The organism is Streptomyces griseus subsp. griseus (genome assembly GCF_000720255.1).
Lineage (GTDB): Bacteria > Actinomycetota > Actinomycetes > Streptomycetales > Streptomycetaceae > Streptomyces > Streptomyces griseus_I.
The window spans coordinates 193530-219984 of record NZ_JOJE01000020.1; the positions used below are offsets into that span (position 1 = coordinate 193530).

The window sequence follows — 26455 nt, forward strand, 5'->3', positions numbered from 1 at the left end:
GGTACCCCCTGTCCCTTTTTGTCGGTGCCAGTACCTCGTACGCATCCCGGGATCTGAATTGCCAAGCTCTTAGTATCCGCTCCCTTCCGACGTCGGCAACGGGTTCTTTCCGGACCGGCTCAAACCGGCTAATACTCGAGGATCAACCACGTCGAGCAAAAGGAATGAAGACAGTTGAGGCATGCCTGCAACCATGCGTTCCGCCAAAAGGCAAGACAGTGTTCAGCGGGCACTACCGCGAGGCACGCCCGCGGCTCGTGCTGGGGGACGCGCTCCGCGCGCCCGGCTCGGGCCGGTAGAGACACAGGAATGCCTTGACCCCGCCAATGACGAGCTCGGTGATGTCGGACTCGTGAAGCATGATCGCACCGTAGAACGACCGCTGCGCCACACTGACGAATGTCAGCAGGTTGAAGTGCATCGCGGCCGTGTCGGCGTCCTCGAAGACAAGGAGTCCGCGGTCGGCCATCTGGCTCAGATACCTGGCGAGCTCACGCTGGAACGCCCGAGGCCCGGTGTCCTGCCACGCCTCCAGTACCGCGGGCGGGATACGCGCGGCCTCCGACTGGATGATGCGGACCAATGCGAAGTGTCCCGCGAACGCCGCGGGGGAACTGGCCCACTCCAGCGCGAAGGCGACGAGATCCTCCTCGAGGTCGAGGATCTTGCGCAGGTGCCGGTCCGCGATCTGGGTGTGGGTCTCGGCCACCTCTGCGGAACCTTCGAGGATGACCGAAAGGAACAGCTGTTCCTTGTCCGTGTAGTGGTTGTAGATGGTGCGCTTGGAGACACCGGCTTCCGCCGCGATCATGTCGACGCTGGCGCCCGTGTAACCCTGCTGTCCGAACACCGCCCGTGCCGCCCGCGCGATGGCACGGCGCTTGTCCGGCTGACCACGGTATACACGCTGAGGTACTGAATCCTGGCTGGCCATCCTGCCCTCCCGGCAGATCACGCCGTGCGTCAGAACACTGGGGAGGCGGGCGGTCAGGTCGTACTTCTCGAGCGCGGATACCGCTTCCCCCATGTGGCGCATCTCGGCACCGTACGGCACCCACCACCATGATCATGGGGCGGTGATCACCGTGTTCGACTCCGAGATCTTCGCCGATCTCGCATGTCGGGACGTTACACTGGCTAGTGTAAGGACGCAACTGCTCGTTGCAGTCGGCGGACGGGACCGGGCACCGGAGGGGTTGCCGACCTGATGCACTGCCGACCCACTTGACGAAGTCGGGCGACGGGAGTTTGCGGCGCCTGCGGGTCACGCAGAAGACTTGCAGCGCGGTTGGAGTGGACGGCGTTGCCGATGAGGGCCGAGAAGTCTCGTGCCTGTCGAGTTGCATGCCCGCCCTACCGTGCGGAACGCCACAGCACGGCATCGAAATCCGTCCGCAGCTCGACACACATGAGCAAGTTCCGGGGGATCACTGTGCTCACCACTCGTTCGTCCCAGGACCGATCAGCTCACTCCGTGCACGACGTTGTCCGTGACTGCGAACTGAGGCCGGCCCTGCAGCAGCCGCAGTGGGACGACCCGTCGCTTGTTCAGCGAGTGCGCAGGGAACTGGCCGCCCTCCCCGGACTGGTCACCGGCGAGGACGTGGACACACTGCGTTCCCTGCTGGCCATCGTCGCCGCCGGCGGCGCCGACGTGGTACAGGCGGGAGACTGCTCAGAGGATCCCGCTGAATGCACGCCGGGCTATGTGGCCCGCAAGTCAGGACTCCTGGACGTGCTCGCGGGCACGATGAAGATGAACACCCACCGGCCCGTGCTGCGCGCGGGCCGGCTGGCCGGCCAGTTCGTCAAGCCTCGCTCCCGGCCCACCGAGCGGGTCGGGGACCTTGAACTGCCCGTCTATCGCGGCCACATGGTCAACGGCCCGGAGCCTGATCGTGAGTGCCGGCGGCCGGATCCGAAACGCATGCTGACCGGATACTGGGCGGCCAGCGCGGTCATGAGCCACCTGGGCTGGCCCGACCGGCACCGGGTCCCGGACGTGGACCCATTGATCTGGACCAGTCACGAGGCATCGTTACTCGACTACGAGTTGCCGATGCTGCGCAGGCTCGACTCCGGGCGACTGCTGCTGTCCTCGACGCACTGGCCCTGGGTGGGTGAGCGCACCCGACAGGTGGAGGGCGCCCACGTCGCCCTGCTCGCGCAGGTCGTGAATCCGGTTGCCTGCAAGGTCGGCCCCCGCATGACGGCCGACGAACTGCTGGCTCTGTGCGAACGGCTCGACCCGGGGCGTGAACCGGGCCGGCTCACGCTCATCGCCCGGATGGGCGCCGACAAGGTCGCCGAACGGCTGCCCGCGCTCGTCCGCGCCGTTCAGGCAGCGGGGCACCCGGTGATCTGGTTGTGCGATCCGATGCACGGCAACACCGTCGGGACACCGGACGGACTCAAGACTCGTTTCGTACAGACGATGGTGCAGGAGGTGCTGCAATTCCAGGTCGCGGTCCGCGACTCGGGCGGGGTCGCGGGAGGACTCCATCTGGAAACCACGCCTGACGACGTGACCGAATGCGTGCAGAACGAGTCCGACATCGGCCACGTCGGGGACAAGTACACCAGTTTCTGCGACCCACGCCTCAATCCGGGCCAGGCCGTCTCAGTGATCTCGGCATGGCGGGACTGAGGCCCTCAAAGGAGGTCGGAGCATGGAACACAAGGTTGCCCTCGTCACTGGGGCCGCAAGCGGGATCGGCGCGACCGTCGCCCGTGCGCTCGCCGAGCGCGGTGCGCGGGTCGCCGCGGTGGACCGGAACGCCACACGGCTCAGCGCGGCAGTGGAGAAGATGACCGCGGACGGCCTGCGCGTTGAGGCGTTCGCGGCCGACGTCACCAAAAGCACGGACGTGGAAAACGTCGTGGAGCAGGCCGAACGGCGGTTGGGGCCGGTGGAGTTCCTGGTCAACGCCGCCGGTGTGCTGCGTCTCGGGCAGGCACGCCATCTCACGGACGACGACTGGGCAGCCACGTTCGCGGTCAACGCGACAGGTGTCTTCCTGATGTCCAGGGCCGTGGTCAACCGGATGGTGCCCCGCTCGCGCGGCGCGATCGTCACCGTGGCGTCCAACGCGGCCGGCACGGCCCGCATGGAGATGGCGGCGTACTCCGCGTCCAAGGCCGCGGCGACGATGTTCACCAAATGCCTCGGCCTCGAGGTCGCCGCACACGGGATCCGGTGCAATGTGGTCGCGCCGGGATCGACCGACACTCCCATGCTCAGGTCCATGTGGCAGGACGAGAGCGGTCCGAAGGCGACGGTCGAGGGCAGGCTCGAAGCCTTCCGGGTGGGCATCCCGCTCGGCAAGCTGGCCCAGCCGTCGGACATCGCGAACGCGGTGCTGTTCCTCCTGTCCGACCAGGCCGAGCACATCACGATGCACGACCTGACCGTCGACGGCGGTGCCGCCCTCGGTGTCTGAGAAACCCTTGGTGGTGAAGGAGGAGTTCATGGCAGGCATCCCTGTCATCGCGCCCTACCCGGTGCCGACAACAGGCGAGCTGCCCGGAAACATCGCGCAGTGGGTGGTCGATCCGAAACGAGCGGTGCTGCTCATCCATGACATGCAACGCTATTTCCTGCGCCCTTTGCCCGACACCATCCGGCAGGACCTGGTCCGGAACACGGCGGTGCTGCGGGAGCGTTTCGCCGCAGTCGGCGCTCCGATCGCCTACACCGCGCAGCCCGGCGGCATGACGGATGAACAGCGCGGTCTGCTGAAGGACTTCTGGGGTCCCGGGATGAACACCGATCCCGTCGACCAGGAGATCGTCGAGCCGTTGTCCCCGGCCGAAGACGACTGGGTGTTCACCAAATGGCGCTACAGCGCCTTCTTCCGATCCGACCTGCGGGAGCGCCTGCACGAGTGCGGTAGGGACCAGCTCGTCATCTGCGGGGTGTACGGGCATGTCGGCGTGCTGATGACCGCACTCGAGGCGTTCTCCCACGACATCCAGCCCTTCATCGTCGCGGACGCCATCGCGGACTTCTCCGCCGACTACCACCGGCTGACGATCGAGTACGCCGCTCAGCGCTGCGCAGTGGTCACCACTGTCAAGGAGGTACTGGCGTGACAGCGTCCGAGGAAGCGGACACCTTACTCGACCGGGTGCTCGCGCCCCGGCCACCTGCCTTCGCTCTGCTGTACCGCCCCGAGACCGGCACGGGCATGCTGGACGTCCTCGTCGGCGACGCGTCCACGGTGGACACCGTTGAGAACATTCCGTTGCCCGCCTCCGGCCGCCGGCCAGGACACGACGTGCTGGTGCTCGTGCCCTACCGGCAGATCGCCGAGCGTGGTTTCGCGTGCGTCGACGACGGCGAGCCCCTGATCGCGATCACCGTCACCGACCAGGCCACCACGACGTGCCCTCGCGCGCTGGCCAAACTGCCCGACCTGCCGACCCGGTTGTCCCACACCGACTTCGACGTCTCCGACGACGAGTACGCCGAACTCGTCCGCAAGGTCATCACCGACGAGATCGGCCGGGGCGAGGGCGCGAACTTCGTGATCCAGCGTTCCTTCGTCGCGGACATCACGGATTACACACTCCACCACGGACTGTCGTTGTTCCGTCGGCTGCTGCAGCAGGAGGCCGGGGCCTACTGGACGTTCATCGTCCATACGGGAAGCCGCACGTTCGTCGGCGCGACTCCGGAACGGCACATCAGCCTGACGAACGGCACCGCGGTGATGAACCCCATCAGCGGCACCTACCGCTATCCACCGTCCGGTCCGTCACTGCCGGACGTACTGGAGTTCCTCGACGACCGCAAGGAGATCGACGAGCTCTACATGGTCCTCGACGAGGAACTCAAGATGATGGCACGGATCTGCCACACCGGCGGTCGCGTGACCGGGCCGTATCTGAAGGAAATGGCACGGCTGGCACACACCGAGTACTTCATCGAGGGGCACAGCACCCAGGATCCGCGCGAGATCCTTCGTCAGACGATGTTCGCTCCCACCGTGACCGGAAGTCCGCTGGAGAGTGCCTGCCGGACCATCAGCAGGTACGAACCGCGGGGTCGCGGCTACTACAGCGGAGTCGCCGCGCTCATCGGCCGTGACGAACGCGGCAGACGCACCATGGACTCCGCCATCCTGATCCGCACCGCCGACATCGACGGTGACGGCCGGATCCGGATCGGGGTCGGCGCAACGCTCGTCCGCCACTCCGACCCGGCATCCGAGGTCGCCGAGACCAAGGCCAAGGCCGCCGGGTTGCTCTCGGCGCTGCAGGCCGACGAACCGGCGCGGCTCGCGGAGCATCCACAGGTCCGCACGGCCCTTGCCCGGCGCAACACCGACATCGCCGCTTTCTGGCTGGACACGACGGGAAAACGAGCCCGTCCCCAGCCGACGCTCGCCGGCCGCCGCGTGCTGGTCGTCGATGCCGAGGACACCTTCACCTCCATGCTCGACCACCAACTGCGGTCTCTGGGACTGGTAGTGACGGTGCGTCGGTTCGATGAGAAGTACGCCTTCGACGGGCATGATCTGGTCGTCATGGGCCCGGGCCCCGGGGATCCGCGTGACACCGATCATCCGAAGGTCGCCCATCTTCACGCGGCGATCGGCCAGCTGCTCGCCGAGCGGCGACCGTTTCTCGCCGTCTGCCTCAGTCACCAAGTGCTCTGCACGCAGCTGGGACTCCAGGTGGTCCGCCGGGACGTGCCGAACCAAGGCCTGCAGCGCGAGATCGACCTCTTCGGGGTGCGGGAACGGGTCGGCTTCTACAACACCTTCAGCGCCCGCAGTACCGAGGACAAGACCAACTGTGCGGGCGTCGGCATGGTGGAAATCAGCCGGGACGTGGCGACGGGCGAGGTGCACGCGCTGCGCGGGCTCGGTTTCTCCTCCATGCAATTCCACGCCGAGTCGGTGCTCACTCAGGACGGAGTCCGGATCATCGGCACCCGTCTGAACGAGATCCTCGATCACTGATCTTCCCGGCCGGGTACGGGCCCGGCCTCCGAGGAACCACCCATGGCCGCATTGTCCGGCAATGCGGCCATGAGGCGTGCTCGGACAGCCCCGCCATCCGTCCGTACAGACGAAGCCGATGCTCCGTACGCAGGCCGCACAGCCGCCTCGGCGAACACGGCCGACCGGTGCGGCGTCCGATCGACTCGGGCGCCGCACCGGCCAGTCACTCAGGCTTCGTCACTGGACTTTCGCATGCTTCTCGGCAGCTGCCCCCACCGGGATGACGCGGTACGCGAACAGCACTCCGCACAGGACGATCACGGCGAACGTTCCGTACAGCCACTGCGAGGAGTCACCGATCTCCGACGTGTCTCCGCCGACGCCGGTCAAGTTGGTGACCGTTCCGGCGAGGGCCGCGCCCAACGACGTGGCCACGAGTTGGACGGTCGTGATGGACGCCGCAGCGGTGTCCTTCTCCTGCGGGGTGTCACCGACCGTCATGGCGGCCGCGCTCATGTGCGGCCACGCGATACCGACCCCGCTGCCCACGACGAACAGCAGCACTGCCCAGAGGAGGACCGTCGCGAGCGAGGCCGACGGCCGCGACACCAGAGCCAGGCCGGTCAGTCCGACGGCGCTGACGACGGGCGCGACCCCGACCAGCAGCCGCGACTTGGCCGTCCATGCGGCACTGGTCATGGAGCCCACCGTCCAGCCTGCGGCGATCGCGGCCCCGAGGAAGCCGGCCGCCAGCGGGGCGGCACCGCCCAGCTCCTGGCCGTAGAACGGCACGAAGACCTCGGTGGTGCTGGCGATGACCAGTACGGTGAGCGTGGCGTAGAGCGGACGCAGCGGCGAACGGGGCGTGAAGGCCATCGGCGGGAGCAGCCGTGGCGCACGGGTCCGCTCGCGGTGGATGAGCAGACCGAGCAGGAGCGCGGCGCCGACGAGTCCACCGAGGTTGACCAGGGCCTGGTGGGACAGGCTCGTCGCGCTCACCGTCAACACCGCGGCCGCGACGAGGGCGAGGTTCGGATACGCCACCGGCGCGGTCTCGCTCGCCGTCCGAGCGCCCGGCATCGTGGACCGCAGCAGCAGGGCCACTCCCAAGGCGAAGGGCACCAGGAGCAGGAAGGCGATGCGCCACTGCCCCCACTGGGCGACGCCGCCGCCGAGCGCGGGGCCGACGAGCGTGCCGACGCCCCACATCGCGGACAGGATGCCCGCCGCGCGCGTCCACAGTGCGGGAGGCAGGGTCGAGCTGATCATCGCGTAGGACAGACCGATGAGCAGCCCGCCGCCGATGCCTTGCACGGTACGGCCGATGAGCAGCACGGCCATGTTGGGAGCCGCGGCGCACGCAAGGGTGCCGACGACGAAGGCAGCCAGCGCGAGCTTGTAGGAGTTGCGTGGGCCGAGCGAGGCGAGACACTTCGGCGTCAGCGCGGACGACACCACGGACGCGAACATGAACAGCGTCGTGCTCCATGCGTAGAAGCGAAGACCGCCGACGTCCGCCACGACCGACGGCAGCATCGCGGTGACTAAGTAGATGTTGATCGCGTGCAGGGCCGTGCCGCCCGCGAGCACGATCGTGACCGCCAGATGGGGTGGTCGCAGCAGCGTCACCCAGCTGCGGGACTCAGCGGCAACGGTGGATTCTGCGTTCTCTTGTGCTTGGGTCATCGGAGGCTCTCACACATCCCCACGTAGTTTCGTTACGATCCGGATCGTATCTGAATCAGGTCGGGGTCACCATACGGCAGAAGCCCTACGTCGCGCCCGTATGCTGTCCGACGTGGCATCACATTCGTCAGAACGTCTTTCCGGTCGGCCCCGGGATCCAGCCATCGACCGGGCCATCCTCGAGGCGACCCTCGACGTGCTGCGCAAGAACGGTTATTCGGGCTTCAGTCTCGAAGCGGTCGCCACCGGGGCAGGCACGACCAAACCGTCCATTCTCCGACGCTGGCCGAACCGCCAGCATCTGATCATCGCCGCCCTGGTGACCGTGCTGGTCACGCCGCCGGTGCCCGACACCGGCTGCACCCGGTGCGATCTCATCGTCAGTCTCGAGCTGCTGGCGGACGCACTGCTACGGCGAGTGCCGCCGGGCGTGCTCGCCCCCCTGCTGGCCGACTGCTCGGCCGACCCGGAGCTCCGGCAGCATCTGACTTCGGCGCTCGTCCAGCCGGCTCGCGACGCGGTCGCGGCCACGGTCGCCCGTGCGATCGACCGAGGCCATCTGCGACCCGGCCTCGATGCCGACCTCGTCGTCGACATGCTGGCGTCCGTGGTGTTCCAGGGCAACATGTTCGGCGAGTCCCGGTTTCCCGTCGATCTCGCCGCCCACGTCGTCGATGTGTTGCTGCAAGGCATCGCGGTCGACTTCGACGAACTGGTCGCGATCAGCCGCGCCACACCGAAGTCGCACCGGCATCGACACGACACCTGACAAACCCCGCTCCCCGCCAGGCGGTCTCCCCGTCGTCCCGGTGTTAGTTTCACAAGCCGGAAGCGATCAAGGGGTGGACAGGTTTCCATGACAGATCTGCAGTTCGGCTTCTCACTCACGCCGACCACCGACATCTCCCTGCACCACGACCTGGTCACGGCGGCCGAGGAAGACGGCCTTGACCTGGTCGGCATCCAGGACCATCCGTACGCGTCGACACTGCTCGACACCTTCAGCCTGATGTCCACCTTGTTAGTACCCACGAATCGGTTGCGCTTCTTTCCGGACGTGACGAACCTGCCGTTGCGACAACCCGCCGTGCTCGCCAACATGGCCGCCAGCCTGGATCTGTTGTCCGGCGGGCGGTTCGAACTCGGCATCGGCGCCGGCGGCTACTGGGACGCCATCAGCAGGTTCGGCGTACCGCGCCTCACCACGGCCCAGGCGTTGGACGCGATGGAAGAAGCCATGAACGTGATGCGCGCCCTGTGGCAGCAGGACACCATCGTTCGCCTGAAGGGCGACTATCACAGCGTCGACGGGGTGCAGGCCGGACCTGCGCCCGCGCACCGGATCAACATCTGGATCGGCGCGCAGGGACCACGCTCGTTGCGACTCACCGGCAGGATCGGCGACGGCTGGGCCGCGCCGATCCCCTCCTATCTGCCGTACGAGAAGTGGGCCGAGGCCAACGCCATCATCGACGCCGCCGCCGGCGCGGCGGGGCGCGATCCGGCAGACGTCCTGCGCATGTCCCAGCTGGTCGGCACGGTGACCGACCGCAGGGGAGACGCCGAAGCCAGGGTCGGCTCCGCCCCGGTGCGCGGCACGCCGGACCAGTGGGCGGAGCTGATCGCCCGACTCGCCACCGAGCAGCCGTACAGGGCCTTCATCTTCTGGCCCGAAGCACAGAGCGTCGAGCAGGTCCAGCGCTTCGCCCGCGAGGTGGTCCCCGCGGCACGCCGGCTCGTCGATGCGGCCGAGCCGGCGTCCTGACCGGCTCGGGCCCTACAGCTCTACGCGTACGCCGTACTCCGTGACCCAGGTGTTGAACTCGATCAGTCGCTCGGGCACCGCGCGGGCGGTCCACAGACCGCCCACGCGGTACGCATCGATCGGGGCCTCGAGCAGCTTGCGGATCCCGTCCGCGGGGACCAACTGCAGGACGGGCGCGTCGTCGGTGAGCAGCTCCGCGCACTTCTCCCGCAGTGCCAGCTCGTACTTGACGTCCTGCGTGGACGGATAAGGGCTCTTCTTGCGTTCCAGCACCGATTCCGGCAGCAGGCCGGACATGGCGGCTCGCAGCAGGCTCTTCTCCCTGCCGTCGAAGCTCTTCATCGACCACGGCGTGTTGAACACGTACTCGACCAGCCGGTGGTCGCAGAAGGGCACCCGGACCTCGAGGCCGACGGCCATGCTGATCCGGTCCTTGCGGTCGAGCAGGAAGTTCTCCCACCGGGTGAGGTTGAGATAGTTGAGCTCGCGCATGCGGGCCTCGACGCCCGTCTCACCGTCCGGCCGCGGGACCTCCTCCAACGCCTCGCGGTAGCGCTGGTCGATGTACTCGGTCAGCCGCAGCCTGTCCCACAGGCCGACGTCCCGCAGCGCCTGCATTCCGCCGCCCTTGCGGAAGGGAGTGTGCCACGGGAAGGTGTCGGAGTTGATCGCGTCCTGGTCGTGGTACCAGGTGTACCCGCCGAAGAGTTCGTCGGACGCCTCACCGGACAGCGCGACCTTGACGTGTTCCCGCAGCGCCCGGCACAGCAGGTACAACGAGTACTCCATGTCTCCGGTGGACACCGGCAGATCCTGGGCTCGCAGTGCCGCGTACCGCACATCGGGGTCCAGCAGGTCACGGTTGTCGAGTACGACGTTGATGTGCTCGGCGCCGACGTGCTCCGCCACCTCGATGGCGAACGGGGTGTCCGGATCCGCCCACTGGATGTTCGCTTCGAACCGTTGGTCGTGACCGGCGAAATCGATGGAGTACGCCCGCAAGGGTTCGTCGACGCCCTGCCGGGCCTGTGTCCTCGCGGCGAGTGCGGTGATCGCGCTCGAGTCCAGCCCTCCGGACAGCAGGGTGCCCACCGGTACATCCGCGAACAGCTGCCGTTCGACGATGTCCTCGAGCAGGTCGCGCACGGTGTGGATCGTCGTGTCGAGATCGTCGGTGTGCCGCTTGGCTTGGAGCTGCCAGTACACGGTCTTGCGCAGTCCCTTGCGGGAAACGCGGACCATGGTTCCGGGACGGACTTCGTGCATGCCCTTGAAGACAGCCTGTTCGGGCGTCTTGACGACGCTGAAGATCTCCCGGAGCCCTGTGGCGTCCACGACGGCCTCGACACGGGGATGCGCGAGGATCGCCTTGGGCTCGGAGCCGAACAGCACGCCGTCGTCGGTCGGGTAGTAGTACAGCGGTTTGACGCCCATCCGGTCGCGGACCAGCAGGAGTTCCTCACTGCGGGCGTCCCAGATCGCGAAGGCGTACATCCCGTTGAGGTGCTCGGCGAAACTCTCGCCCCACTGCAGGTAGGACCGCAGGACGACTTCGGTGTCGCTGTCCGTGCGGAACCGGTGGCCGCGGCGACGAAGCTCGGCCCGCAGCTCACGGAAGTTGTAGACCTCACCGGTGTAGACGATGACGGCCTCGGTCTCCGCTTGACCGTCGGCGACCATCGGCTGACGCCCGCCCTCGAGGTCGATGATCGAGAGCCGACGATGTGCCAGCAGCGCGTGTTCGGCGGCCCAGACACCTTCGTCGTCCGGACCACGACACGCCATGGTCTCGTTCATCGCCGTCACCGTTTCGCGATGACGCGTCAGATCCCGCTGATAACTGATCCATCCAGTCATACCGCACACAGGTACTTTTCCTCTCTGCGGCTGGTGTTGACGCTCGATACTCTGGCCGATCCATGAAAAGGGCCGGTATCCCAGGTCGGCGTCATGAAGTCGGCGTACCGAAAGAACGGGAACACCGGCACCGACAATTACACTTAGCAGTGTTACCGCACAACTCGTCGGTGTAAATCCCTGACTTGACGAACTGCGGAGAAGAAAATTTTCGGGAACCCCGTGAAGCAGAACGGGAAAGGAATGGATTTTTGAACAGCGAACTTTTCTGTCCCGAAGCGCTCAATGAACAGCAGGCGGGATGTTGTGGTTGATGCGGAAGATGTTCTCCGGGTCATATCCGGCCTTGATCTCGCGCAACCGCTGGAAAGTCGCCGGCTCATAGGCGGCCTCCACGTGCCGCGGATCGGCCTCGCTCGCGCCGAGGAAGCTCGGGGAGGGGCCGCCCAGGCGCCACGGCGCCAGTGCTGCGACAAGGCTGTGCTGGGCGCCGTCGACCACGGCGGCCCGGTCCGGTCCGGCGGAGGCCACGGTGAACACGCTGAACTGTGCCTCGCGGAAGCCGATCGCGTTGGCATGCAGCGGCGACCGGCTCATGGCGCCGCCCAGGTGACGCAGCTCCACCACGGACACCGGACAGTCCGTGCCCGGGCCGGCCAGCCTGAGCAGCTCCTCGACCGTGTCCTCGGTCATCTCACGCAGCAGCGTCGAGCGCTCCCGGTACGGGCCCGGCCGGGTCGGATCCTGGTGGATCGACCCGACGTCGGTGTAGGGCATGTCGCGCACGGTGTCGACCAGCACCGGCGCGATGCCCAGAAGGGGACGGACCAGACGCTCGCCGTCCGCGGCGGAGCCGGAACAGGCGATCCGCACATGAACCACGAACCGGCCGCGCAACGGCTCCGGCACCGCCTCGACGGGCGGGAACCGCACCAGTGCCACCGAGGAGGACATGTTTTCCGGAACGGTGGTCGTCCACTTCCGGTAGGCGTGCAGGACGTCCGCGGCGGCTTCACCGGGAAAGAACAGTCCACCGCCGTACAGCCGGGACACCGGGAACAAGTCGATCTCCATCGACGTGACCACGCCGAAGTTGCCCTTGCCGCCACGCATCGCCCAGAACAGATCGGTGTTCCGGTCCGGCGCCGCGGTCCGCAGCTCCCCGTCGGCGGTCACCACGTCCAACTCGCGGACATGGTCGGCGGCGTACCCGTAGGCCCTGCCCAACGGCCCGATTCCCCCGCCCAGCGCGTAACCGACGGTGCCGACCAACGGCGAGGCGCCGTTGAGCGGAGCGAGGCCGAACTGGGCCGCCTCCCGCACGAGCCGGCCTGCCCGCACCCCGGCCTCGATGCGGGCCGTGCGGGCCACGGGGTCGATCCGGACGCCGGTCATCAGTCTGGTGCCGACCACCATCGCATCGTCCGTGGGCACCGACGGGCCGTGCCCGGTCGCCTGCACAGCGACGGGCAGCGAGCGGGCCGCGGCGAACCGGACCGCCGCCAGTACGTCGGCCACCCCGGTCGCCGCGACCACAACGGCGGGCCGGTGTCGGTAGGTGGTGTTGTAGAGATCATTGGCCACTTCGTAGCCCTGGTCATCAGGCTGCAGGACAGCACCGTCCACCGCCGGGACGAGGTGCTGGATATCGCTTGGTACTAACGCGTTCATGGCCTCATGATTTCAAAGCGCGGTCCACCAACTTGCCTGCCGCGCCGGTGTAGTTGGCAGGATCACACAGCTCGGTCAGCTCGTCGGCGTCGAGGCGGCCGTCGAGTTCCGCCGACTCGGCGAGAACCTCGGACAGCCGCCGGCCGGTCCGCTCGGTGGCCTCGGTGGCCCGAGCCAGCAGTCGCTTCGCGGCGGCCGTGCCGATGACCGGCGCCAGCACGGCGACGATCCGCTCCGAAACGACCTGGCCACCGGTCAGATCGAGATTGCTCCGCATCCGGTGCGCCCGCGCCTGCAGGCCCTCGGCCAGCTCGGCCGCGGTGTGCGCGGCGCCACCGGTCAGCCGCAGGCATTCCCGCAGCAGCAGCCATTCCGCATGCCACGCACCCCCCGAGCGTTCGTCCTCACTGGCCAGACACTGCGTCAGCGCGGTCGACAGTGCGGGAACCTGCATCGCCGCACTGCGCATGAGCGTGGACAGCACCGGATTGCGCTTGTGCGGCATGGCGGACGATCGGCCTCGTCCGGCCCCCGTCGGTTCGGTCACTTCCGCGATCTCGGTCCGGGCGAGTGTCTGCACATCGATCGCCATCTTGCCGAGCGCGCCCGCGGTGAACGCGAGGGCCGCCGCGAGATCCGCCATCGGGGTGCGCAGCGTGTGCCACGGCAGGACGGGCCGGGCCAGACCGGTCTCCTCGGCAAAGGCATCGACGAAAGCGTCGACGTACCCGCCGAGATCGCCCTCGGCTGTCTGCGCGTACTCCAGATATCCGGCGAGTGTGCCCGCGGCGCCGCCCAGGGCGACCGGCAGGCCGGAGTCGAGAAGCCGGCCCAGCCGCAGGTCGGCGTCCAGGATCAACTGCCGCCACCCCGCCGCTTTGAGTCCGAAGGTGGTGGGGACCGCCTGGAGCGCAAGGGTTCTGCCTGCCATGACGGTGTCACGGTTGCGGGCGGCCAGGTCGGCCAGCGCCTCGGCGGCGCGTGCGAGATCCTGTCGGATCAGGCGGACGGCCCGGTCGGCGATCAGCATGGCCGCGGTGTCGAGGATGTCCTGGCTGGTGGAACCCCGGTGGACGTACTCGGCGGCGTCCGGGGCATCGGAAGCGACGACCTCGGTGAACGCTCGCACCAGCCGCACCACGGGATTGGCCGTGTCGCGGGCGGCCAGCGCGATCCGACGCGGGTCGATGCGGTCGGCCTCGGCCGCCTTGGTGATGGCGACGGCCGCCGGTCCGGGAAGCGTGCCGAGCCGGGCCTGGGCACGCGCCAGCGCCGCCTCGGCGTCGAGCATGGCCTGCAACCATGCCTGGTCGCAGACGGCGGCTTCGATCGGGGTGCCGGCCCGTACCGGCGACAGCAGTCCGACGTCGAGACAGGGGTCGAAGGGGCCTCTCGGCGGCGCGGTCAAATGAGCACTCCCGTCAGGTCTGTCTCGTCCGGGGTCGGACGAACCTCGGCAGGCACGTGTGCGACCGGCGGCAGAGCGAGGGCCGCGCGGGCTATCGCGTCCGAGTCGCCCAGCGTGACCGAGTCGACCCCGGGCCGGATGCCTGCCGCCGTGACCCAGTGCACGGATTCGGTCGGGACACCGAAGGCGAAGCGGCGCGGGTGAGCGCGTCCCCGTGCGTCCAGGATGCGGTACGGGCGTTCGGTGACCGCGAGCCCGCCGGTCTCGTAGCTGGTTCCGCAGGATCCGGCGATGCGATAGGTCGTGCACTGTTCGGTGTTGAGGAGGTGGAGCAGCAACGGGTCGGCGGTGCGCCGCAGGTCCGGGTCCGGGAGCCGTGCCTCGATCAGCGCCCTGGACCGCACCGGCGGCCCGGGCACCCGGGTCGAGGTGGCGACGAAGGCCTGTGCCGCGGTGTCCAGGCGGACCTGGGTGGCCGGCCCGGTGATCTCCAGGAGGCCCGCCTCGATCAACGCGATCATCTCCTCGATCCGCGAAACCGGCGGCCCGATGGAGAGAAAGGCGTTCAGCGGGGTGTACCACCCCTCGAGGTCGTCCCGGTGCGAGTTGCCTTCCAGACCACCGTGGTCCACCGCGAGCCGGATCTCGTTGCGCAGGTCTCTGAGTACGTCGAGCGCGGCTTTCACGGGACCGCTGACATTGCCCTCCTTCGCATGCACGACATCGCGCGCCAGGTACTCCAGCAACCATTCCCGGAAATCCGCACGGTCGACGAACTCACGGCTGCCGTAAGGCCGGGAGACGCTTTCCCAGTCCCACCGGACCGCGGCGTCGATGCCGTGGGAATCCAGCAGCCGGGCCGCATCCTCGGCGTCCGCAGTGGCCAGATACCGCTCGACGAAGCGATCCGATTCCGCGCCTCGCCCCTGAGATTTCAGTAACGCGCCGTAGTAGACCGATTCCACTTCCCGTGTGATGAGCGGCCACAGATCCGTGGCGAAATGCACACGGTCGCCCTCCTGCGCACGCTGACGCAGTCCGTTGATGTGTTCGGGGGTGAGCAGCCTGGGAAAGTACCGGCCGAAGGCTCCCTTCTCGTTCTCCCCACGGGCGTGATAGGGCACGGAGCGACGAGAGAAGGCGTAGAGCCGAGGCTCGTTTCCGGACGGCTGGTACACGAGACGCTCACCGTCGCGGACGAAGGCCCCGCCGCGGCCGACGCTCAGCAGCGCCATGTAGTCGAAGAAGTTCAGGCCGAGGCCGCGCAGCAGCACCGGCCGGCCGGGCTCGATCGCGCTCAGGTCGACGTCGGCGGGATTGGCCGGGGTGATGTAGGTGAGGTAGTGGATACGGGCCAGGCTCGCCGCCCGTTCCTGTCGTGGTGTCAGGCGAGCCGGTACATGTCCCTGGGCCAGCACGATCGCGTCCAGGTGGTTGAGCCGGGTCAGATTCTCCAGGCGAACGCCCTGGGGGCCGCCGGGAACACCGTGTGTGTCCGCCACGGCGACCGCACGCGACCGGTGTACCTGCACGGTGACGTGATCGGGCGCGTTCTCCACGATGCGTTGAAAAACGTCGTGCAGGTAACGGCCGTACAGGGCACGGGTCGGGTACGAGTCCGGCCCGAGGGCCCTGGCCTCCGCCAGGGTGTGCTCGTCGTAGTCGGCGCCGGAGTCCGCCTGCGCCAGGCTCTTGGCCCATGCGTACAGGCTGGGCCCCGGCTCGATGGGCCCCTCGATGCGGACGCTGTCGTCGGTGAAGACGGTGATCTGGGACGCCACCGTGTTGGTCAGCAGAAACCGTGACTGGTCGGGCCGCCACACCGAGCCCGCGCCGGGGGCAGCCGGGTCGACGACGTGCACGGTCACCGTTTGGTGCGTCCGTGCATGGCGTTCGCCGGCACACAGGCGCTCCAGCACCGAAAGCCCGCGGGGGCCTGCGCCGACCACACAGATCTCCAGGTGCCGGCCGTTCACCGAGACGCTCCCCCGGTCAGGACGGCGCCGAAGCTCCGTGCGCCGTGCATCCAGGCCACGTGATCGTGCAACTGGGTAGCCGACATCGAGGACAGCTTCTCGTTGCGGGCCTTGGCATCGGTGCCGGCCGGGTGCCACAGCTTGATGCTCTCGCGAGAGACACGTTGGATACGGGCCGTGCGCTCGCGCCGTTCGTGGTTGTACTGGTCGAAGCGCCGGCCGAACTCGGCCGCGGAGCAGTCGAGCAGATCGCCGAGCACCACGGCGTCCTCGAGCGCCTGGCACGCGCCCTGCGCCGCGTAGTGCAGCATCGGGTGGGCCGCGTCGCCGAGCAGGGTGACCCGGCCGTCGGTCCAGTTGTCCACCGGGTCACGGTCGACCAGGACCCAGGCCTTCCAGTCCTCCCCCAGCGCGAGGAGCTGCCGCGGAGCCTCACCGAGTGCGCCGAACCGGCTCTGCACGAACTGCTTCTCCACCGGTGTCCCGGCGATCGCCCGGGTCGCCGCGTCGTCGAAACTCGCCGCCAGATTGAGGTACCGGCCGCCCGCGATCGCGTAGTGCACGAAGTGGCACTTGGGGCCCGCCCACCAGGTGACGGCATTCCACCGCAGTTCGTCCGGCACCAGCTCGATGGGAATGAGGGAACGGTAGACCGTGATGCCCGAGATGCGCGGTTCACCGTCGCCGACGAGCTGCCGCCGGATCGCCGACCGGATGCCGTCGGCCCCGATCACGGCATCGCCGGTGATCCGTTCGCCCGTTGCCAGGATGACCGTCGCACCGGTGTCGTCCTGGTCGTAGGCGGTGACGCCATGCCCGGCGCGCAACTGGATTCTCGGTGAGGCGAGGCAGGCGTCGAGCAGCATCCCGTGGAGTTCGCCTCGATGCACCACCACATAGGGGTTGCCGAAGCGGCGGCGGTAGTCCGCAGTGAGCGGCATGCTCACCACGTGCTCCCCGGTGACCCCGTCCATGAACCGCAGGTGGTCGATGTGCACCGCGCGCTCACGGACCTTGTCACCGAGGCCGAGCCTGTCCAGTGCCTCGATTCCGTTCGGCGCCAGCTGAATGCCCGCGCCCAGTTCGGCAAAGCGGTCGTTGCGTTCGAGCACCACGGCCTCATGGCCTCGACGGGCGATGCTCAGCGCGGTGGCCAGTCCGCCGATTCCACCTCCGACGATCAGTAGCGTCGCCATCCCTACTGGGCCTGACTTCCGTTGCTCAACAACTTCGCCAACTCCAGCCTCTTGATCTTGGTGGTCGCGGTCTGGGGCAGGTCCTGGAGCCGCCACTGCACGGGATCCGCCATGGTGGGCAACGATGCCGCCGCCGCCTTCCACGCGACCATGTCCAACGGCTCGTCGTCCTTGGTGCACACCACGGGAACAGGCGTACCGCCCTGGCCCGGAACGATGATGACCTCGACGAGTTCGTCGAGTCTGGAGAAGAGGGTGTCCTCGGCGGCCAGGGTGCTGCCGAATCCGGGGATGACGTCGACCTCACGGTCGAGCAGGTGCAGGCATCCCCACTTGGTGCGGTAGCCCACGTCGCCCATGCGCCACCAGCCGTCGTTCTCCTGCTTGCGGTAGCGCTCCTGCTCCCCCAGGTACGTCAGCACCCGGCCGTCCGTGCGGACTTCGATGTACCCCGGTGACGACTTCGACACCGGCTTGCCGTCCATGCTGACCACCCGGACGTCGGTCATACCGGGGAAGGCGAATCCCACGCAGCGGCCGTCCGCGGCCTGTCCTCTCCACGGGGTGAAGATCCGCCCGACGACGGGACCCGCCTCGCTCTGACCGTAGAGCTGGCCGAAGAGCGGCACCCGGTGCCGGGAGGCGCGCAGCGTGCGCTGAACGGTCCTGGGGTGGATGGCGTCGAAGGTGCTGCTGAAGTACTTCACGTCCGCCAGCGGACCGCGCGGGTCGTCGGCGAGCTTCTCCCACCGCATGAACGAGTTGGGATGCGCTTCGACCACGCCGGGGCGCAGCCGGGCGAAGAGGTCGGCTACGTGTTCGGGGTCGTCGTCGACGAGCATGACCAGCGGGAAGCCGCGCAGCATCGTGATGGCCAGTGCGGTGAAGAGTCGCGAATGGACGAACGAGACATGGACCGCCACCGGGCGCCGTTTGCGGACGAGGGCGGTCACCGATGCCTGCGGCCGGTAGCGCGCCTCCAGCGTCCGTCCCGTATGGACGGCGAGTTTGGGGATACCGGTGGTTCCTGAGGTGTGCGTGATGAGCGTCGGATGCTCCGGCGGCATGGTGACCGGCGCGACCCGGGTCACCCCGGCGAGCGATTGCAGCTGCGTCGCGCCCGGATGGCTTCCCTTGGTGAGCAGAATCTGGTGGGCGTGGTCGAACACGGACGCGGGCAGTTCGTCGTCGAGCTTGGCCTGGTCGGTCACCAGATGCGGCTTGTCGACGCGACGGACCAGCTCGGCGACGGTCGCTCCGTCGAGCTTGGGTGACAACAACACCGGCACGGCGCCGATGCGGGCTATCACGCACGCCAGCAAGGTGATGTCGAAGCTGTTGGACTTGTAGACGACCACGCGCTCACTGGGTCTGACTCCCGCGGCCCAGAGCCGGGAGGCGAAATCGTCGACCAGGTCGGCGACTTCCGTCACGGTCATTCGGCGTCCCAGCCCCGGCGCCATGTCGAGATCATGGTCCAGAATCAGGACGTTGGCGGGGTGCCGGGACGCGGCACGATCGAAGAGTGTGCCCAGCCGAATTCCACGGTTTCCTATGCGCTGGAGGAGCATCTATCCACCATCCCCGGTCACTTCTGCTCGATTACCGCCTTGATGCGCTGCAACGTGACCTGGAGGTCCTTGGCCAGCTTGGCGCTCCAGTCGACGAAGAACTTGCGCTTTTCGGCCTCGTCCATCTCCGCGGTGATGCCCTTGATCCCCTCGGTGGGGGCGTCCATCCGAAAGTGGTGCACCAGAACGCATCCGCCGTCGGCCGGCTCGATCTCGTAGGACCACACACTCTGTTGGGCACGTCCGGCGCTGTCGCGCATGGCCCAGCGAAAGGCGCGTCCGGGCTCGGCCGCGATCACTTCGGACTCGGTGCTCCAGACGCCGCGAACGACCGGCGCCCACTCGACGACATTCCGGGGACGCAGGTTCTCACCACGGAAGACCGCACCGACCGTGGCAGGCTCACCCGACACCCACGTTCCACCAGTGCATTCCGGACTCCATTCGGCACTGCGCGGCATATCGCTGACCACCGCGTATGCCTCTCGCGGAGTGGCCGAAAGACGGATGTCGGCCCGTACTTCGAACAGAGGAGTTTCCTGAGTGTTCGTTTGGCCCATGGGCTGAATCATGGGAGCCGTCGCGGACCCGGTCAAAGAAAGGCGACCCAGGTGCGTCAGGTCAACCGGGCCCTTCGCGAGTTGACGAACAGCCCCGGCTCTTCGCCGGCCACCACGGCGGAGCGCCCGACAATGAGGACGTGCGAGCAGCCTTCATCGAACGACTCGGACCATCGGAGAACGTCCGTTACGGCGAACTGGAACCGCCGCGGCCGGGACCGACCGACGTCCTCGTCGACGTGATCGCCACCACGGTCAATCCCGTCGACACCTTCGTACGTTCGGGTATGTTCCGTACTCCGCTCGAGTTCCCGTTCGTGATCAGCCGCGATCTGGTCGGCGTCGTGGCCGAGAGCCGTGCCCCCGGCTTCGCCCGAGGCGATCTGGTGTGGAGCAACAGCCTCGGCCACGGCGGCAGGCAGGGCGCGGCGGCCGAGCAGGCCGTCGTGGCTGCCGACCGGCTCTACCACCTGCCCGCCGGGGTGCCCCCGATCGAAGCGGTCGCCGTGGTCCATCCGACAGCCACCGCGTACCTCGCACTCTTCACGCACGGCGGTGTTCGAGCCGGGGAAACCGTTGTCGTGGTCGGCGCCGCGGGCAATGTCGGGAGCTCACTGGTGACGCTGGCCGTCGAAGCGGGCGCCAGGGTCATCGCCACGGCCGCCAAGCGCGATGCGGACTACTGCATGAGCCTCGGCGCGGCCGAGGTCATCGACTACACCGACCCCTGTGTGCCGGAACGCGTCAAGACGCTGTGCCCCCGGGGAATCGACGTGTATCTCGACACGTCCGGCGACAACGATCTGGCCGCCGCGGTCGACGTGCTCGCGCATCGCGGCCGGATCGTGCTGCTCGCCGGCGCACAGACACAGCCGGTCCTGCCGGCCGGACAGCTCTACATGAAGGACTGCTCCGTCAGAGGCTTCGTCATCTCGCACGCCACGACGGCCGAACTCGCCGAGGCGGCAGGCACGATCAACCGCCTGCTCGCCGCCGGCCGGCTCCGTTCCCGGGCGACCGAGGTCCTGCCCTTGAGCGCGGCCGCCGAAGCGCACCAGCGGATGGAGATGGGGCAGCTGCACGGCAAGCGAGTGATTCTCACTCCACAGTGGTCTGACGAACACCGATGACAGCTGCCCCGCACTCACTTCTTGATCGGAGCCTGCAGGCTCCAGACGCGTCCGTCGGGATCGCGCACCTTCATCTCCTGCGTTCCGTAGTGGGTCTCCTCGAAGGGCGTGACCACGTCGAGGGCCCCGTCGGCACTGAACGCCTCGGCGTCCGGCACCCGCAGCACGACCTGGAACTCAGGCTTCTGGTCCTCGGGGATTTCGGCCAGCAGGACGTAGGGACCCGCACCGTTGCGGAGCATCCCCGAACCTTCCTCGGTCGCGAATTCGACGTTGTAGCCCAAGGCCTGCAAGAACTTGGCGGCCTTTCCCCAGTTATGGGTCTCGAGGTACACGCCTTCCATGCCCTCGGTGGTCATATCAGTTTTCCTTTCGAAGGTTCGTGCTCTTGAACGGCGTCTTGCTCGTGAGCATCGAGATACGTGCGCACTGCCTCGGCGACCAGGGCCGAGAGCGAGGACTCGTTCTCAATGGCATGGTGCTTGATCCGCCGGATGAGATCCACCGGCAGATAGACGTTGAATTGCTTGACTTCTGCAGGCATGCTAGCATGCTAGCATGCGTCGACCAAGAATGAAGCCCCAGGAGCCGTCGATTTGCGAGCCGTCGACCGAGGAGGAGGCCGAACAATGAAACGCCAATGGTGGACGCTGTTAGTAGTCAGTGCCGCGACGTTCATGCTGCTGTTGGACGTCACGATCGTCGCGGTCGCACTGCCGGACATCCAACACTCGCTGGACGCGAGCTTCAGCGGCCTGCAATGGACGACGGACGCCTACGCGTTGAGTCTTGCGGCGCTCCTGCTCACCTCGGGCTCCCTGGCCGACCTCTACGGCAGGCGACTCCTGTTCGCCATCGGCCTGGCGATCTTCACCGCGGGATCGCTGCTCTGCGGTATCGCGCAGGATCAGACGATGCTGGTGGGGTCCCGTGCGGTGCAGGGGATCGGCGGCGCGATCCTGTTCGCCACCTCCCTGGCGCTGCTCGCCAGCACGTTCCAGGGCAAACAGCGCGGCGTGGCCTTCGGGATCTGGGGGTCCGTCGCCGGTGTGGCCACCGCGCTCGGCCCGGTGCTCGGCGGCGTGATCACCAGCGGGATCAGCTGGCGCGGCATCTTCCTGGTGAATCTGCCGATCGGTATCGCCGCGCTCGTCATCACCCTTCGCATGGTGGACGAGTCCCGTCCGCCGCGTGCCTCCCGGATCGACTGGCTCGGGATCGTGCCGCTCACCGCCGGATTGTTCAGCCTCGTGTACGCCTTGATCAGGGCGAGCGACACGGAATGGGGCGAGACGGGTGTGCTGGTCTCCTTCGGCCTGGCGGCGGTGTTCCTCGCGGCGTTCGCGGTGATCGAGTCGCGCGTCTCTGAACCGATGTTCGACCTTTCCCTGTTGCGCACCCCGACCTTCCTGGGCGGCTCGATCGCAGCGTTCGCGATGAACGCCTCGCTGTTCGCGATGTTCATCTACCTCGTGCTGTACCTGCAGAACGGCCTCGGTTTCAGCGCGATGGGCACCGGCGCCCGGCTTCTGGTCAGCTCCGGCTTCACACTCGTCGCCGCCATGGCGGCAGGCCGGATGCTGAACCGTGTCCCGACCCGATGGCTGATCGGCCCGGGCCTGGTCGTGGTGGGCATCGGCCTCTTGCTCATGACCGGTGTGACCGCCGGGTCGGAGTGGACCCATCTCATCCCGGGACTCATCGTCACGGGCATCGGCGCCGGAATGGTCAATCCGCCGCTGGCCTCGACCGCCATCGGTGTGGCGCCGGTGTACCGCGCCGGAATGGCCTCCGGCGTGAACCAGACCTTCCGGCAGGTCGGCATCGCCGTCGGCATCGCCCTGTACGGCTCGATCTTCACCGCGTCACTGCACGACGCACTGCGAGAGCGGCTCGCGGGCGTCCCCGGGATGCAGGGACGCACCGACCAGATCGCGGACGCCATCCGCATGGGTGTTCCCGGGAAGGCAAGCGCCAGTGCCCCGCCGGAGTTCCGTGGACAGGTGGAACATGCGGTCCACGCCAGTTTCGCGACGTCCATGAACGACTTGCTGGTCACCAGCGGCATCCTGGCGCTGGTGGGCGGCGTCCTGGCCTTCTTCCTCATCCGCGCCAAGGATTTCGTGGCACCCCAGGCACCCCAGGCACCCGGCCAGTCGGGCGGCCGACCCCAACCGCAGAGCACCGAGGCACCGCAATCGAGGTGACCGCGCGCGGCGACGGTGGCGTCGACAGCTGACCCTGTTGGTGCCGTCAACCGTCGCCGCTTCGTTGCCGTGTCCACCTCGTGGTGGACGTGGAGCACGACGTGGAGATCGACGGCCAGGGCGGAAACGGCCCGGGGCGGGCCGGCGGTGCAACCGCCGACGGCTGCGCGAGGGCGTCCGCCTGTGCATGCGTATCGCCCGTGAACAGTGGCTGACTGCCATGCTGCAATCGGACCTGCGCGGGGCCGCCGACGCCGGACTCGCCCCGCTGTCGGACAGCGACCAGGACATCGACGACGTCATCGGTACGCAGTCGTTCTCCTTCTACCACCCGTCGGGCACCTGCGTGATGGGCAAGGTCGTCGACCATGAACTCCGTGTGCACGGGCTGGAGAACGTCCGCGTGGCGGACACGTCGATCATGCCGACCCTCGTGAACCCACTCTCTCCGGGCGAGCCGTGCCGGTCTGTCAAACGGTCCGGACGACGGTGCCGCCGCCTTCGAGTGCGGTGACCTCGTCGGCGGCCGCGGTGGCATCGGTGACGAGGGTGTGCAGGAGGGCGGCGGGGCCGACGTAGGCGTAGGCGGTGTGACCGAGCTTGCTGCCGTCGGCGGCGGCGATGACGCGGCGGGCGGAGGCGATGCTCGCCTTCTTCACCGCGGCGTCGTCGAGGTCGTAGGCGGTCAGTCCGTCGGCAGCGGTCAGCCCGCAGCAGCCGATGACGGCGGTGTCGAAGCGCAGGGCGGCCAGGGAGGCGAGGGTGAGGGGGCCGGTGAGGGCTCCTTCGGCGGCGCGGGGCTGTCCGCCGGGCACGACCAGGGTGGCCGGGCCGGGTGTCTCGGACAGCAGGTGGACGGCCTGCAGGGACAGAGGCATCACGGTGACGGGCCGTTCGCGCAGCAGACGGGCGACCTCCAGGCAGGTGGTGCCGCTGTCCAGCAGGACGCTCTCGCCGTCGGCGACGAGTGCGGAGATCTCGGCGGCGATCCGGCGTTTGGCGTCGACCGCCTCGTGGGCGCGCAACGCGAAGGGGGGCTCCTCGCCCCGGAGCAACAGGGTGCGTGCTCCTCCGCGGACGCGTTCGAGGACGCCCTGGGCGGCGAGGGTGTCGAGGTCGCGCCGGATGGTCATCTCCGAGGCGCCGGTCAGCTCCGCCAGTTCCTGGACCGTGGCGCCTCCGGAGTCCCTGACGGCCTTCGCGATCAGGCCGTGCCGGTCTGTGCTGCTCATACCGCAGATTGAACACCACCAGTAAACGAACAACAACCTTGTTCATTACCTCGTCTTTCGAACATTCTCGATGTTCGTTACGCTCGTCGGCATGGACCCTTCCCTGCGAGCCGCCCGTGTGGCGACCTATGTCTACTTCGTCCTGTGCGGCACCTTGATGGGCGCCTGGGTGGTGCACATCCCCGCGATCGAGGAACGCGTGGGCATCAGTCACGCCACGCTCGGCGGCCTGCTGGTGCTGCTCGGGTTCGGGGCCTTCGTCGGAATGCAGGTGGCCGGTACCCTGACCGACCGCCTCGGCGCCCGGATCGTGGTACCCGTCAGCGGCGTAGTCTGCGGTGCGACCCTGGTCCTGCCCGGTCTCGCCCGGGATCCGTGGACGCTGGCCGGCGCGCTGCTGGTCTTCGGGTTCTGCAACGGCTGCCTCGACGTGAGCATGAACGCCCACGCCGTGCACGTGGAGAAGGCGTACGGCCGGCCCGTCATGTCCGGCTTCCACGCCACGTTCTCCGTCGGCGGTGTCCTCGCCGCGCTCGCCGGAGCGGGCGCGGCGAGCGCCGGCCTGTACCCGGCCGCGGCCATGGCCGCCATGGGAGCCGCGGGCATCGTGATCGCCCTGGCCTCGGCACGTGCCCTGCTGCCCGCCGCTCCCGACGTCGAGAGCCCCGGATCCGCGCAGGAGACCGATACGTCACCGGCCGTCGAGCGCTGCGGCACCACGGGCCGGGTCTGGCTGCTGGCCGTCCTGGCGCTGATGGTCATGCTGTGCGAAGGCGCCGCCAACGACTGGAGCGCCCTGCACCTGAAGGACGTCCTGGGCGCGCCCGCCGGCACGGCGGCCTTCGCGTACGGCACCTTCGCCGCGGCCATGACCATCGGCCGACTGCTCGCCGACCGCTTCGCCGCCCGGTTCGGTTCCATGGCGATCCTGCGCCACGGCGCGGCCACGGCCGCCGTCGGCATCACACTCGTGGCGCTCGGCCCGTGGCTGTGGGCCGCGTTCACCGGCTGGGCACTGTTCGGCCTGGGCCTGTCCGGCTGCGTCCCGCAACTGTTCAGCGCGGCCGGTCACGACGCCCCCTCCGCCGCCGGTGCCAACGTCTCCCGCGTCGCCGGACTCGGCTACGTCGGCATGCTGGCCGGCCCCGCCGTGATCGGCTGGCTGACCCACCTCGTCGCCCTCAACCATGCCTTCGTCCTGCTGACCCTGCTGTGCGCGACCACCGCCGTGGGCGCCCGCGTCCTGCGCACCGGATCCGAGCGCACCCGCCGGCCCGAGATGGCGGGCAGCAGCCGCTGACCGCTGGTGCGGCACGGTCCCCGCATCGCGCCCCTGCCCTTCGCCGGCGAACTGCGCGCACACCGCGCCGCCAGCCCCGACTCCGGGCACTTCGCCCGGCCGATGACACCGGCGCCCGCCGCCCGGGTCCGTGAGCTGAGCATCGCCGGCACACCCGCCCAGGCCCGCGCGGCGATCGACGCCCGCCATGCGGCCGTCGCGACCAGCGTCGTTCTGGCTCCGGCGGGCCCCGACGCCCTGACCGCACTCGACTCACTGGCCCGCGCCCTGCCCCACCGGCACTGAACCGATCGCTTCGAGACCCCAACGGAGCGGACCCTCATGTCCACCGACCACCGCCGCATCGTGCTCTTCGACCTGTTCGGCGTCATCGCCCGCCACCAACGCCCAGGCGCGCTGGAGAAGATGGCCGCCCGCTGCCACACCTCCCTCGACGCCTTCACCACCGCCTACTGGACCCACCGCCCGCCCTACGACGCCGGCCGGCACACCGCATCCGCGTACTGGACAGACGTGCTGCACGCGCTGTCCCGCCCCGCCGACGCCGACACGATCGAGGAGCTGCGGCTCATCGACATCGACAGCTGGTCCCGCGTCGACGACCGCATGGTCACCTACGTGCGGAGCCTGCGAGACCGCGCCCGGGTCGCCCTGCTGTCCAACATCCCCGCGGACCACGCGGACGCCTTCCTCGCCGCCCAGCCCTGGCTGCACCATCTCGACCACGTCGCCTTCTCCGGAAGGATCGGTGCGGCCAAGCCCGACCCCGCCGCCTTCCAGCACTGCGTCGTCGCCCTGCGGGCCGCACCCGCCGACTTCCTCTTCGTCGACGACCGCGAGGAGAACGTCCGCGCTGCGCAAGCCGTCGGCATGAACGGGCACATCTTCGACGGCCAGGACGGACTCGCAGCCGTCATCGACGCGTGGCTGCCGACCCGATGAGCAATG

General features: G+C 68.3%; 24 protein-coding genes. 12 read left to right on the plus strand and 12 right to left on the minus strand.

Going from position 1 to position 26455, the window contains the following annotated elements; all coding sequences use genetic code 11:
* Nucleotides 1–232: 232 nt before the first annotated feature.
* Nucleotides 233–1027 carry a TetR/AcrR family transcriptional regulator gene (locus tag IG99_RS26280; protein ID WP_234311954.1) on the minus strand — a complete coding sequence of 265 codons (795 nt, stop codon included), beginning with the start codon at nucleotides 1025–1027 and terminating at the stop codon, nucleotides 233–235.
* Nucleotides 1028–1474: 447 nt separating this feature from the next.
* Between IG99_RS26280 and IG99_RS26285 the strand changes: the two genes are divergently transcribed.
* The 4 genes from IG99_RS26285 to IG99_RS26300 are packed head-to-tail and all read left to right on the plus strand — an operon-like array spanning nucleotide 1475 to nucleotide 5966.
* Nucleotides 1475–2647, plus strand: a complete 1173-nt coding sequence (locus IG99_RS26285; protein ID WP_037677758.1) for a 3-deoxy-7-phosphoheptulonate synthase — start codon at nucleotides 1475–1477, stop codon at nucleotides 2645–2647.
* A 22-nt stretch (nucleotides 2648–2669) separates the two neighbouring features.
* Entirely contained in the window at nucleotides 2670–3440 is a 771-nt protein-coding gene (locus IG99_RS26290; RefSeq protein ID WP_037677759.1) for a 2,3-dihydro-2,3-dihydroxybenzoate dehydrogenase, read from the plus strand.
* Nucleotides 3441–3468: 28 nt separating this feature from the next.
* Complete coding sequence (locus IG99_RS26295) at nucleotides 3469–4092, plus strand: isochorismatase family protein (RefSeq protein WP_037677862.1); 624 nt, start codon at nucleotides 3469–3471, stop codon at nucleotides 4090–4092.
* Complete coding sequence (locus IG99_RS26300) at nucleotides 4089–5966, plus strand: anthranilate synthase family protein (protein WP_037677760.1); 1878 nt, start codon at nucleotides 4089–4091, stop codon at nucleotides 5964–5966. Before IG99_RS26295 ends, IG99_RS26300 begins: the two co-directional genes overlap by 4 nt.
* 219 nt (nucleotides 5967–6185) lie before the next feature.
* Here IG99_RS26300 and IG99_RS26305 read toward each other — a convergent pair whose 3' ends face one another.
* On the minus strand, nucleotides 6186–7634 hold the full coding sequence (locus tag IG99_RS26305; RefSeq protein WP_078947909.1) for an MFS transporter: 1449 nt from the start codon (nucleotides 7632–7634) through the stop codon (nucleotides 6186–6188).
* 100 nt (nucleotides 7635–7734) lie between these two features.
* On the opposite strand from IG99_RS26305, the gene IG99_RS26310 reads away from it, so the two are divergent.
* Together IG99_RS26310 and IG99_RS26315 are read left to right on the plus strand one after the other, a co-directional pair.
* On the plus strand, nucleotides 7735–8403 hold the full coding sequence (locus IG99_RS26310) for a TetR/AcrR family transcriptional regulator (RefSeq protein ID WP_037677762.1): 669 nt from the start codon (nucleotides 7735–7737) through the stop codon (nucleotides 8401–8403).
* An 87-nt stretch (nucleotides 8404–8490) separates the two neighbouring features.
* Nucleotides 8491–9399, plus strand: a complete 909-nt coding sequence (locus IG99_RS26315; RefSeq protein ID WP_037677763.1) for an LLM class flavin-dependent oxidoreductase — start codon at nucleotides 8491–8493, stop codon at nucleotides 9397–9399.
* 12 nt (nucleotides 9400–9411) lie between these two features.
* Here IG99_RS26315 and asnB read toward each other — a convergent pair whose 3' ends face one another.
* From asnB to IG99_RS26350, 7 genes are all read right to left on the minus strand, one after another.
* Entirely contained in the window at nucleotides 9412–11265 is a 1854-nt protein-coding gene (gene asnB / locus IG99_RS26320) for an asparagine synthase (glutamine-hydrolyzing) (RefSeq protein ID WP_037677764.1), read from the minus strand.
* A gap of 273 nt (nucleotides 11266–11538) precedes the next feature.
* The gene (locus IG99_RS26325) at nucleotides 11539–12927 is read right to left on the minus strand and encodes an FAD-binding oxidoreductase (protein WP_037677765.1); all 1389 of its coding nucleotides are present in this window, start codon (nucleotides 12925–12927) and stop codon (nucleotides 11539–11541) included.
* A 4-nt stretch (nucleotides 12928–12931) separates the two neighbouring features.
* On the minus strand, nucleotides 12932–14335 hold the full coding sequence (locus tag IG99_RS26330) for a nitrosuccinate lyase (protein WP_037677766.1): 1404 nt from the start codon (nucleotides 14333–14335) through the stop codon (nucleotides 12932–12934).
* Nucleotides 14332–16311, minus strand: coding sequence for an FAD/NAD(P)-binding protein (locus IG99_RS26335; protein WP_037677767.1), 1980 nt, complete (start codon nucleotides 16309–16311; stop codon nucleotides 14332–14334). The genes IG99_RS26330 and IG99_RS26335 overlap by 4 nt, the downstream gene beginning before the upstream one ends.
* Nucleotides 16308–17507 carry a 3-hydroxybenzoate 6-monooxygenase gene (locus tag IG99_RS26340; protein WP_037677768.1) on the minus strand — a complete coding sequence of 400 codons (1200 nt, stop codon included), beginning with the start codon at nucleotides 17505–17507 and terminating at the stop codon, nucleotides 16308–16310. The genes IG99_RS26335 and IG99_RS26340 overlap by 4 nt, the downstream gene beginning before the upstream one ends.
* Nucleotides 17508–17509: 2 nt before the next feature.
* On the minus strand, nucleotides 17510–19078 hold the full coding sequence (locus tag IG99_RS26345) for a class I adenylate-forming enzyme family protein (protein ID WP_037677769.1): 1569 nt from the start codon (nucleotides 19076–19078) through the stop codon (nucleotides 17510–17512).
* A 17-nt stretch (nucleotides 19079–19095) separates the two neighbouring features.
* Nucleotides 19096–19638, minus strand: coding sequence for an SRPBCC family protein (locus IG99_RS26350; protein WP_037677771.1), 543 nt, complete (start codon nucleotides 19636–19638; stop codon nucleotides 19096–19098).
* A gap of 140 nt (nucleotides 19639–19778) precedes the next feature.
* On the opposite strand from IG99_RS26350, the gene IG99_RS26355 reads away from it, so the two are divergent.
* Nucleotides 19779–20768 carry an NADPH:quinone reductase gene (locus tag IG99_RS26355; protein WP_037677772.1) on the plus strand — a complete coding sequence of 330 codons (990 nt, stop codon included), beginning with the start codon at nucleotides 19779–19781 and terminating at the stop codon, nucleotides 20766–20768.
* 14 nt (nucleotides 20769–20782) lie between these two features.
* On the opposite strand, the gene IG99_RS26360 is transcribed toward IG99_RS26355, so the two are convergent.
* Nucleotides 20783–21127, minus strand: coding sequence for a VOC family protein (locus IG99_RS26360; RefSeq protein WP_037677773.1), 345 nt, complete (start codon nucleotides 21125–21127; stop codon nucleotides 20783–20785).
* A complete protein-coding gene (locus IG99_RS45850) occupies nucleotides 21124–21312 on the minus strand; it encodes a ribbon-helix-helix domain-containing protein (RefSeq protein WP_078947910.1) in 189 nt (62 codons plus the stop codon). Before IG99_RS45850 ends, IG99_RS26360 begins: the two co-directional genes overlap by 4 nt.
* Before the next feature lie 85 nt (nucleotides 21313–21397).
* Here IG99_RS45850 and IG99_RS26365 point away from each other — a divergent pair, with 85 nt between their 5' ends.
* Nucleotides 21398–22975: an MFS transporter gene (locus IG99_RS26365; RefSeq protein WP_037677775.1), complete on the plus strand. Its 1578-nt coding sequence runs from the start codon at nucleotides 21398–21400 to the stop codon at nucleotides 22973–22975.
* A gap of 40 nt (nucleotides 22976–23015) precedes the next feature.
* Nucleotides 23016–23489 (plus strand): GMC oxidoreductase, encoded by a 474-nt coding sequence (locus IG99_RS26370; RefSeq protein WP_267882561.1) that lies wholly within the window; start codon nucleotides 23016–23018, stop codon nucleotides 23487–23489.
* On the opposite strand, the gene IG99_RS26375 is transcribed toward IG99_RS26370, so the two are convergent.
* Nucleotides 23446–24207: a DeoR/GlpR family DNA-binding transcription regulator gene (locus tag IG99_RS26375; RefSeq protein WP_037677777.1), complete on the minus strand. Its 762-nt coding sequence runs from the start codon at nucleotides 24205–24207 to the stop codon at nucleotides 23446–23448. The genes IG99_RS26370 and IG99_RS26375 overlap by 44 nt on opposite strands.
* Nucleotides 24208–24298: 91 nt before the next feature.
* Here IG99_RS26375 and IG99_RS26380 point away from each other — a divergent pair, with 91 nt between their 5' ends.
* The 3 genes from IG99_RS26380 to IG99_RS26390 are packed head-to-tail and all read left to right on the plus strand — an operon-like array spanning nucleotide 24299 to nucleotide 26449.
* Nucleotides 24299–25507: an MFS transporter gene (locus tag IG99_RS26380; protein WP_037677864.1), complete on the plus strand. Its 1209-nt coding sequence runs from the start codon at nucleotides 24299–24301 to the stop codon at nucleotides 25505–25507.
* Between the two features lie 6 nt (nucleotides 25508–25513).
* The gene (locus tag IG99_RS26385) at nucleotides 25514–25792 is read left to right on the plus strand and encodes a hypothetical protein (RefSeq protein ID WP_037677779.1); all 279 of its coding nucleotides are present in this window, start codon (nucleotides 25514–25516) and stop codon (nucleotides 25790–25792) included.
* Nucleotides 25793–25828: 36 nt separating this feature from the next.
* Nucleotides 25829–26449 (plus strand): HAD family hydrolase, encoded by a 621-nt coding sequence (locus IG99_RS26390; protein ID WP_037677781.1) that lies wholly within the window; start codon nucleotides 25829–25831, stop codon nucleotides 26447–26449.
* Nucleotides 26450–26455: the final 6 nt, after the last annotated feature.

Bases quoted from the DNA above. Each gene is read 5' to 3' on its own strand.
- IG99_RS26280 (WP_234311954.1), bottom strand. From the start codon at position 1,027: ATGGGGGAAGCGGTATCCGCGCTCGAGAAGTACGACCTGACCGCCCGC.
- IG99_RS26290 (WP_037677759.1), top strand. From the start codon at position 2,670: ATGGAACACAAGGTTGCCCTCGTCACTGGGGCCGCAAGCGGGATCGGC.
- IG99_RS26295 (WP_037677862.1), top strand. From the start codon at position 3,469: ATGGCAGGCATCCCTGTCATCGCGCCCTACCCGGTGCCGACAACAGGC.
- IG99_RS26305 (WP_078947909.1), bottom strand. From the start codon at position 7,634: ATGACCCAAGCACAAGAGAACGCAGAATCCACCGTTGCCGCTGAGTCC.
- IG99_RS26310 (WP_037677762.1), top strand. From the start codon at position 7,735: ATGCTGTCCGACGTGGCATCACATTCGTCAGAACGTCTTTCCGGTCGG.
- IG99_RS26315 (WP_037677763.1), top strand. From the start codon at position 8,491: ATGACAGATCTGCAGTTCGGCTTCTCACTCACGCCGACCACCGACATC.
- IG99_RS26325 (WP_037677765.1), bottom strand. From the start codon at position 12,927: ATGAACGCGTTAGTACCAAGCGATATCCAGCACCTCGTCCCGGCGGTG.
- IG99_RS26340 (WP_037677768.1), bottom strand. From the start codon at position 17,507: ATGGCGACGCTACTGATCGTCGGAGGTGGAATCGGCGGACTGGCCACC.
- IG99_RS26345 (WP_037677769.1), bottom strand. From the start codon at position 19,078: ATGCTCCTCCAGCGCATAGGAAACCGTGGAATTCGGCTGGGCACACTC.
- IG99_RS26350 (WP_037677771.1), bottom strand. From the start codon at position 19,638: ATGGGCCAAACGAACACTCAGGAAACTCCTCTGTTCGAAGTACGGGCC.
- IG99_RS26360 (WP_037677773.1), bottom strand. From the start codon at position 21,127: ATGACCACCGAGGGCATGGAAGGCGTGTACCTCGAGACCCATAACTGG.
- IG99_RS45850 (WP_078947910.1), bottom strand. From the start codon at position 21,312: ATGCCTGCAGAAGTCAAGCAATTCAACGTCTATCTGCCGGTGGATCTC.
- IG99_RS26365 (WP_037677775.1), top strand. From the start codon at position 21,398: ATGAAACGCCAATGGTGGACGCTGTTAGTAGTCAGTGCCGCGACGTTC.
- IG99_RS26375 (WP_037677777.1), bottom strand. From the start codon at position 24,207: ATGAGCAGCACAGACCGGCACGGCCTGATCGCGAAGGCCGTCAGGGAC.
- IG99_RS26380 (WP_037677864.1), top strand. From the start codon at position 24,299: ATGGACCCTTCCCTGCGAGCCGCCCGTGTGGCGACCTATGTCTACTTC.
- IG99_RS26390 (WP_037677781.1), top strand. From the start codon at position 25,829: ATGTCCACCGACCACCGCCGCATCGTGCTCTTCGACCTGTTCGGCGTC.